The sequence below is a fragment of the Amycolatopsis echigonensis genome, assembly GCF_014174495.1.
Taxonomy (GTDB): domain Bacteria; phylum Actinomycetota; class Actinomycetes; order Mycobacteriales; family Pseudonocardiaceae; genus Amycolatopsis; species Amycolatopsis echigonensis.
Map to the genome: position 1 here is coordinate 41,522 of NZ_JACJHR010000069.1, position 7,586 is coordinate 49,107.

A 7,586-nucleotide genomic window follows, 5' to 3' on the forward strand; every position below is an offset into this window, starting at 1 on the left:
GATGAGTCCAAGGCTTACTTCTCACGGCTTCGATAAGCTGGGTTTATGACAAGCCTGCGGCAGCTCGAGTACCTGGTCACGGTGGTGGACACCGGTTCGTTCACCCGGGCTGCCGAGCAGCTGTACGTGACGCAGCCCGCGCTTTCGCACCAGATGCGCGCGCTGGAACACAGCGTCGGCGGGCCGCTGCTGGAACGGCTGCCGCGTTCGGTCCGGCTCACGCCGATGGGTCGCGCGATGCTGCCGCACGCCCGCGCCGCGCTCGCCGACGCCGAACGCGCCCGGTGCGCGGCCCGGCAGGCGTCCGGTCAGGTCGCCGGAGAACTGCTGGTCGCCACGGTCTACTCGGTGAGTCTCGGGGTGCTGCCGCCCGCGCTCCGGGTGTGGCGGCGCGAACGGCCGGACGTCGATGTGCGGCTTTTCGAGTACCGCCACGCCGACGAACTGCGCGACGCGATGCTGGCCGGGGAAGCGGACCTCGCGATCGGTCCGCGTCCGGCTGGGTGGACTGGTCCGGTGCGGACGCTCGGCACGGAAGAATTCGTCGTCGTGCTCCCGGCTGACGGAGCTACGGAGTCCACTTCGGACGGTACCGTCGACCTGGCCGAGCTTGCCGACTGCGCGTGGGTGCACTACGCGCCTGGCCACGGTTTAGCGGAACTTCTCGACGCTGCTTGCGCGGAAGCGGGATTCCGGCCGCGTCCGGCGGTGCGCACGGAACAGACCGCCGCCGCGCCCTTGCTCGCGGCGGCCGGATTGGGGCCCGCGCTGGTCCCGGCGAACGTCCTGCCCGCGGAGTTCAGCGGCCGGGTTTTGCGCCCTGGCAAGCCGATCCGGCGCGAGCTGGTCGCATACGGCCGCAGCGAACCGGACCCGTTGACAGCGGCGTTCGGCGAGATGCTGGCGCAGCACGCGCGGGTTTAGGCACGCAGCCGCGTCAGGTCGATCCCGGCGAAAGGCGTCGCGACCGCGTCGTGGACCCGGGCGGACCAGACGGCGTGGCCGTGTCCAGTCCACAGTGGAATCGCCGGGAGATCGCGCAGAGCTTCGTTCTCCGCGATCCGGAACAGCTGCGCGGCTTCTTCCGGTGACGCAGTGGTTTCGGCGGAGTTGAGGTCGGCGGTGAATCCGGCGTCGGTGTAACTGGCGGCATCGGCGAGTGTGTGGAGCAAGTCGGCCGGGCTCGGCGAGACGGCCTTGACTTCCACGGCGGACGGCCCGGTGGGCTTGCCCCCGGTCGCTTTTCGCTGTGCGGTGACCGATATTCCCAGGGTTTTCGACAAGCCGTCGGCCAATGCCTGCGGCCAGGTGCTGTCGAAACTGTCGTAGTACACCGTGACGTCGCCGGTGAATCCCGCTTGGCTCACCAGGGATTTGGCGGCCGGGCCGTCAAAAGTGCACGGACGGCAGTTGCCGGACCGTTCGCCCGGTGCGACCACCGGCGGCAGCAACCCCTTGGCGGCGTCCGCCTGGTGCGCGAGCGGGCCGGACTCCAGCGCGGCGCGGTCGGTGCCGAGCGCGAAGGCGTGCCGCACCGTCGGGTCGGCGAACCGCGTTGCCTCGGCGGAAAAAACCAGATAACCAGCGCGGGGGAGAGCCCACATCGCGTGCCGGTCGGCGAAATCGGCGTGCATCGCCTCGTGCCGTTCGCCCGGGACGGATGTGGCGACGTCGAGTTTGCCTTCTTTGACATCGTCGTAGTGCTCCGCCGGATTGCCGACGCGCAGATCGATTTCCTTGGCCCGTTCCGGATCGGCCGTGACCCGGACGAGCTTTCCGCCGGAACCGGACTGCCAGTCGCCCTCCAGGCGGAGCGGGCCGTTGCCGATCGGATGGCGGGCAAAGCCGTTCCAGTCGCGGGATTTCAGCACCGACGCGGGCAGCGGCACGAGCCCGGGCGCGGAGAGCCAGGCCGGCACCTGGTTCGACGGCCGGTCGAGAACGATCCGCAGCTGTTTCGCGTCGACTGCGGTGATTTCCTTGGCCCGTAACGACTTCGTGAGTACCGGTGTGCTTGCCCAGTGATGGCCCGCGATCGCTTTCCAGGTGTCCACATAGGACTGCGCGGTGACCGGCGTGCCGTCGTGGAACTGGCCGGGCCGCAGCCGGACGGTCCAGGTCACCTGGTCCGCGCTGCTGATCGATTCGGCCGCGCGCGGGGTGACTTTCCCGCTGGCCGGATCGTAATCGGCGAGCGGCGTCCAGAGCGCGCCGGTGACGAGCCGCCCGGACGGATCGGTGACGTCGGCGGGCAGCAGCGTGCCGGGTTCGCCGAGGCCGACCGACAGGACGCCGGGCTGGGCGGGTTCGGCCGACGGCGAACAGCCGGAGAGACCGGCCGCGACGACGGCGGCGGCGAGCGTGAGCGAGACGAGCGGACGCGATCGCATGCTGTCTTATTACCAGGCGGAAAGCAACGAAAGGCGGTTGTGTCCGGTTAGGGACCGGCTTACAGTGCTTCCGTCACACTGGGGTCTCGGGGAGGTTTCGCGTGCGCCGTTGGTGGATTCGTTCCGGGCTGGCGATGGCGACCGCGGCGGCGACTCTCGTCGCCACCGGCTTGCCCGCCGCGGCCTGCGAGGACGACAAGCCGGTCACCGAGGCGAAGCACAGCCTGGGCGATCCGGGCGCGATCAAGGGCGTGCAGCCGGTCGGCAACGTGCCCGACGCGCAAGGAGCCATTTCGGCGAATTTCCTCAGCTACGGCAAACGCGACGTGATGGTTGTATCCGGCCAGTTCGGCCTGAAGGTGTACGACCTCACGCAAGATCCGGCGAAGCCGCGCGCGATCGGCGAACTGAGCTTGCCGGGTCTGTGGGAGACCGAGGACACCGAGGTCGACGCGAAGCGCAAGCTCGTGTTCCTGTCCCGCGACCCGCGCGCGTTCAAGGGCAACACGCACACCGGCGAGTCCGGGATTTACGTGGTCGACGTGGCGCATCCGGAGAAACCGGAGATCCTCAGCTACGTCAAGGTCCCGGCGGGGCACACCACCAGCTGCGTCGACGACTGCCGCTACCTCTGGACCGGCGGCCCGGCGAAGGCCGACAACCAGCCCGCGGACTGGGGCGGCCGGCCGATCTGGGTCACCGACGTGCGCGACCCGCGCGCGCCGAAGGTGCATCCGGACCCGATCGAACTCGCCCGCAACGACGGCAAAACCGACTACGTGCACGACGTGCAGGTGGACAAGATGGGCGTCGCTTGGGTGTCGGGCGCGGGCGGCGTGCGCGGGTACTGGACGTCCGGTTTCCATCGCGACCCGGTGCAGAACCGCTACCGCTTGGCGACCGCGCTGAAGCCGGTGCCGTACGCGGGCGGCGGGGTGTCGGAAACCGCCGCGCCGTCGAAGTTCCTGCACAACAGCTTCCACCCGGTCGGCTCAGGCGACGACGGCGCCTGGCGCGGCCACGACCTCGTGTACGCCACCGAGGAAAGCTTCCTCCCCGGCTGCGCGGGCGACGGCGTGCTGACCATTTCCGCGCTGGACGGCTCGTACAACGGCGAAGGCTGGCGCTCCACGCCGGAGAAGCCGTTCCGGATGCGCAGCATCGGCACCTGGGGCGTCGCCGGACAGGAAGGCAGCGACCCGGCCTCGGACGACTGCTCGGCGCACTACTTCGACGTGCGCGGGCATGTGCTGGTGCAGTCGTTCTACTCGCAGGGCACGCGGTTCCTGGACGTGAGCGACCCGTCGAACCCGACGCAGATCGCCTACTACCGCCCAGCGGACACGGCTTCGTGGGCTCCGTACTGGCACGACGGGTACGTGTATGTGGCGGACAACAAGCGGGGGATCGACATTCTGAAGCTCACTGCTTAGCGGTCGGCCAGTTCGCGGACGAGCTGTCGCGCGGAGAAGGAGACCGTGGTCTCGGCGAATTCGTTGTCCGCCTCATCCTCTTCCGGTACGCCGAAGTCTCGCCAGGTGACGAGGTCACCTCGCCTCGAGACCTTCGCGGCGATGGCACCGCACTCGATGTCCTCGCATTCGGGGCAAACGTAAAGCAGCACCCGTCCGTCCGGCGCGTCGCCCGGAGCCTCGCCGAGCACGCGCGCCAAACGCGGCGGATCGCGCGGACGGTCGGTGACCAGCACCGAGATCAGGTCGAGCCCGGTGTCGACCAAGCTGCGCAGGCTGACGCCGTCGACCTCGAAGTCGAGATACTTGCGTTCACGCTGATACTTGCTGCGCTCGCGGATCGTCGGGACCAGGCGGATGCGGCTCACGCCCGCAGATCCTGCCTCTCCGAGACCGAGCCGCCAACCGGATATCGGACCGCCAGCCCGTCCAGCAGTGCCTGCAACCCGATCTCGAACAGGTGGTCCAGATCCAGCTCGTACCCCTCGGCCAGATCCTCGATCATCCGCGCCAGCACCGGATACCGGCCGGACCCGGTCAACGCCGCGTACCCCCGGGCCTGCGTCTCCATCCACTGGTCCTCGGTGATCCCGGTCGCGCCCATCGCGTGCCGCTCCCGCTCCAGATGGATCGCGGTGCCTTGAATGTGGTTGTAGAACAACACATTCAGATCGCACAGATCAGCCGCGTTCAGCCCGAAGACCGACAACGCGGCCAGCGCGCGTTCGTTGTGCGCCGCGAGATTCGGCAGCGGCCAAGGCCGGGTGAGCGGCACGAGATGCGCCAGCCACGGATGCCGCCGGTGCACTGACCACAGCGTGCGCGCCGACAACTCCAACTGCGCCCGCCACCCCTCCGGTTTCCGCGCCGGATAGCCGGTTTCGCCGTAGACCGTGTCCGCCATCAGGAAGACCAGCTCGTCCTTTCCGGACAGATAGCGGTACGGTGCCATCGCCGGAACGCCCAGTCGCGCGGCGAGTCCGCGCATCGACAGCGCCGCCACACCTTCCGCATCGGCGATCGCGATTGCCGTGCGCACCAACCGATCCCGCGTCAACACCGGACGCTTCGACTCTGCCGCAGTGTGCTGACCAGCGACGACATGGCCGGACCGCGGTTCGGCGCGGACCAAGCCTTCGCGACGCAACACGTCGAGTGCCTTGGCCGCGGTAGCCGTCGCGACACCGTGCGCCGAAGCCAGCTGACGCGTCGACGGCACCTTCGCGCCCGGCGGCAGCTCTCCCTGCGAGATCTCTTCGCGCAGCGCGGCGGCGATGCGGAGGTACGGCGGTTCGGTCGGCATCGGTGTCCTGTCTGTACTAGGTCAGCGGGTCATCTGTACTAGCTCAGTTTTGGCGGCGGAACGCAGGTCAGGGCAGGTTCATCAAGGTAATGATGCACCGTATCGAGAGGCGAAGACATGCCTGAAGCACTGGTTTGCGGCGCGGGAGTCGCCGGGTGCGCGTCGGCCTACTGGCTGCGCCGCAAGGGCTACGACGTGACGGTCGTCGAGCGCGCGGAGGGGTTGCGCAACGGGGGCCAGGCGGTCGACATCCGCGGGGTCGCGCTGGAGGTCGTCGAGCGGATGGGGCTGGGGGAGCAGGTCCGCGCCGCACGGACGCGGATGCGCGGGATGTCGATGCTCGACGCGTCCGGCAACGAGGTGTTCCGTTCCGAGGAACGCGTCTACAGCAGCGGGAGGCTCGACAGCGCGGACATCGAAATCCTCCGCGACGATCTGGTCGAGCTGCTGCACAAGGCGGCCGACGTCGAGTACCGCTTCGGCGACGAGATCACCGCGCTCGACGCCGAGTCCGGCCGGGTCGAGTTCGTCAAGGCCGAGCCGCGGACGTTCGACTTGGTCGTCGGCGCGGACGGCGCGCATTCGGCGGTCCGGCGGCTCGCGTTCGGCCCGGAGGACCAGTTCCGCCGCTACCTCGGCCAGTATCTGGCGATCTTCCCGGCGGCCAACACGCTCGGCCTCGAAGACTGGCAGATCTGGTTCCAGGGCGAGGGCGTCGGCGGCGCGGTCTACCCGGTGCCCGGCAACGAGGAGATCCGGGTGACGCTCGGTTTCGGCGAGCCGGAGTACCGCGAGATCCGCGACGTCGCGGAGCAGAAGAAACTCGTCGCGGAGCGGCTGAGCGAAGTCGGCGGCCCGGTCCCTGACCTGGTCGAAGCCATGGCGGACTCGCAGACGTTCTTCTTCGACGCCATGCTCCAGATCCGCATGGACCGCTGGACGACCGGCCGGGTCGCGCTCGTCGGCGACGCCGGGTACTGCGCGTCCGTGCTGTCCGGTCAGGGCACGAGCCTCGCCCTGGTCGGCGCGTACGTCCTGGCCGACGGTCTCGCCGGCTACGAAACCCGGATGCGCCCGTTCGTCGAGCTGAACCAGGCGCTGGCCACGGAAAACGCGGCCGGGCCCGCCTCGGAGGAATCCGTCGAGCGGGCGAAGAACGCGATCAGCCTGGACCGCTGATCCGCCACGTGGCGGGGGATCCCCGCCGCCCGGCTGGTCCCGTCCGGCTCCCGGGCGGCCAGGATGGAGCCACCAGCCGATCCCTTGGAGGCGCCCGAGATGACCGCCAGCTACCCGCCGCTCCCGTTCGACCCCGAGCTCGCCGCGGCGCTCGAGGTGCTCGCCGCCGAGCGTCCGCCGATCAAGACGCTCGAGTCGATCCCGGCGGTGCGGGCGGCCGCGGCGAAGCGGCAGATCTCGCTGGACGAGATCACGGCCGACGGCGCCCTCGAAGTGTCCGAAGTGGACGCCGAGGGGCCGCGCGGTCCGATTCCGCTGATCGTCGCGCGGCCGGCCGGTGCGGTCGACGTCCCGGTCCTGTACTGGCTGCACGGCGGCGGCATGATCATCGGCGGCCACAAGGGCGGGGACCTGTACTTCCTCAAGGAGTACGCGGCGGAACTGGGACTCGGTTTCGTCTGTGTCGACTACCGGGTCGCGCCCGAACACCCGCATCCGGCACCGGTCGAGGACTGCTACGCCGGGCTGGAATGGACGGTCAAGCACGCCGCCGAGTACGGCTTCGACGGCTCCCGCGTCGTGATCGGCGGGGCGAGCGCGGGCGGCGGGCTCGCGGCCGCGACGGCGCTGCTCGCCCGGGACCGAGGCGGCCCGGAACTGCTCGGCCAGCTGCTCGTGTACCCGATGCTCGACGACCGCAACGACTCCCCGTCGGCGATCCAGATGGCCGAAATGGGCAGCTGGGACCGCGCCGCGAACAACGTCGGCTGGACGGCCCTGCTCGGTGACGCTCGCGGCGGCCCGGACGTGTCGCCGTACGCCGCGCCCGCGCGCGCCGAAGACCTGTCCGGCCTCCCGCCCGCGTTCCTCGACGTCGGGAGCACCGAGACCTTCCGCGACGAGGTCATCGCCTACGCGAACCGGCTGTGGCTGTCCGGGGTGCAGGCCGAACTGCATGTCTGGCCCGGTGCCTTCCACGGTTTCGACGGCTCGGCCCCGCAGGCGGCGCTGTCGCAGCAGGCCCGCGCCGAGCGGACGCCGTGGCTGCGGCGGCTGCTCGGCTGAGCCGGACGCGCGATGATGGACCGATGAGGGAGCTGGTCACGCATCTGAGCGCGCTCGATTCCGGCGCGGCCGAGACGGTCAAGGTCATCGCGTACTTCGACCGGCTGGTCGAGGGCCGCGCCGGGCTGGAACCGATCGTGCGCGGGGCGGCGGTGCTGTCCGGCTGTCCCGCGCGGC

General features: G+C 69.8%; 7 protein-coding genes. 4 read left to right on the top strand and 3 right to left on the bottom strand.

Features of this window, described 5'->3' with window-relative positions; all coding sequences use genetic code 11:
- Positions 1-45: 45 nt before the first annotated feature.
- Positions 46-924 carry a LysR family transcriptional regulator gene (locus H5411_RS34765; RefSeq protein ID WP_183126250.1) on the top strand — a complete coding sequence of 293 codons (879 nt, stop codon included), beginning with the start codon at positions 46-48 and terminating at the stop codon, positions 922-924.
- Here the strand turns inward: H5411_RS34765 and H5411_RS34770 are convergent.
- Positions 921-2,390 carry an ABC transporter substrate-binding protein gene (locus tag H5411_RS34770; protein ID WP_183126251.1) on the bottom strand — a complete coding sequence of 490 codons (1,470 nt, stop codon included), beginning with the start codon at positions 2,388-2,390 and terminating at the stop codon, positions 921-923. The two genes, H5411_RS34765 and H5411_RS34770, sit on opposite strands and share 4 nt — an antisense overlap.
- Before the next feature lie 134 nt (positions 2,391-2,524).
- On the opposite strand from H5411_RS34770, the gene H5411_RS34775 reads away from it, so the two are divergent.
- Positions 2,525-3,823, top strand: a complete 1,299-nt coding sequence (locus tag H5411_RS34775) for an LVIVD repeat-containing protein (protein WP_183126256.1) — start codon at positions 2,525-2,527, stop codon at positions 3,821-3,823.
- On the opposite strand, the gene H5411_RS34780 is transcribed toward H5411_RS34775, so the two are convergent.
- Both H5411_RS34780 and H5411_RS34785 read right to left on the bottom strand, forming a co-directional pair.
- Positions 3,820-4,230 carry a hypothetical protein gene (locus H5411_RS34780; RefSeq protein ID WP_183126252.1) on the bottom strand — a complete coding sequence of 137 codons (411 nt, stop codon included), beginning with the start codon at positions 4,228-4,230 and terminating at the stop codon, positions 3,820-3,822. The genes H5411_RS34775 and H5411_RS34780 overlap by 4 nt on opposite strands.
- Positions 4,227-5,165: a TetR/AcrR family transcriptional regulator C-terminal domain-containing protein gene (locus tag H5411_RS34785; protein WP_183126253.1), complete on the bottom strand. Its 939-nt coding sequence runs from the start codon at positions 5,163-5,165 to the stop codon at positions 4,227-4,229. Before H5411_RS34785 ends, H5411_RS34780 begins: the two co-directional genes overlap by 4 nt.
- 117 nt (positions 5,166-5,282) lie before the next feature.
- On the opposite strand from H5411_RS34785, the gene H5411_RS34790 reads away from it, so the two are divergent.
- Together H5411_RS34790 and H5411_RS34795 are read left to right on the top strand one after the other, a co-directional pair.
- Positions 5,283-6,344 carry an FAD-dependent oxidoreductase gene (locus H5411_RS34790; RefSeq protein ID WP_183126254.1) on the top strand — a complete coding sequence of 354 codons (1,062 nt, stop codon included), beginning with the start codon at positions 5,283-5,285 and terminating at the stop codon, positions 6,342-6,344.
- A gap of 99 nt (positions 6,345-6,443) precedes the next feature.
- Complete coding sequence (locus H5411_RS34795; protein ID WP_101434005.1) at positions 6,444-7,409, top strand: alpha/beta hydrolase fold domain-containing protein; 966 nt, start codon at positions 6,444-6,446, stop codon at positions 7,407-7,409.
- Positions 7,410-7,586: the final 177 nt, after the last annotated feature.

What these genes read in the sequence shown, in the direction of transcription:
- H5411_RS34765 (WP_183126250.1), top strand. Translation starts at nt 46, where the DNA reads ATGACAAGCCTGCGGCAGCTCGAGTACCTGGTCACGGTGGTGGACACC.
- H5411_RS34770 (WP_183126251.1), bottom strand. Translation starts at nt 2,390, where the DNA reads ATGCGATCGCGTCCGCTCGTCTCGCTCACGCTCGCCGCCGCCGTCGTC.
- H5411_RS34775 (WP_183126256.1), top strand. Translation starts at nt 2,525, where the DNA reads ATGGCGACCGCGGCGGCGACTCTCGTCGCCACCGGCTTGCCCGCCGCG.
- H5411_RS34785 (WP_183126253.1), bottom strand. Translation starts at nt 5,165, where the DNA reads ATGCCGACCGAACCGCCGTACCTCCGCATCGCCGCCGCGCTGCGCGAA.
- H5411_RS34790 (WP_183126254.1), top strand. Translation starts at nt 5,283, where the DNA reads ATGCCTGAAGCACTGGTTTGCGGCGCGGGAGTCGCCGGGTGCGCGTCG.
- H5411_RS34795 (WP_101434005.1), top strand. Translation starts at nt 6,444, where the DNA reads ATGACCGCCAGCTACCCGCCGCTCCCGTTCGACCCCGAGCTCGCCGCG.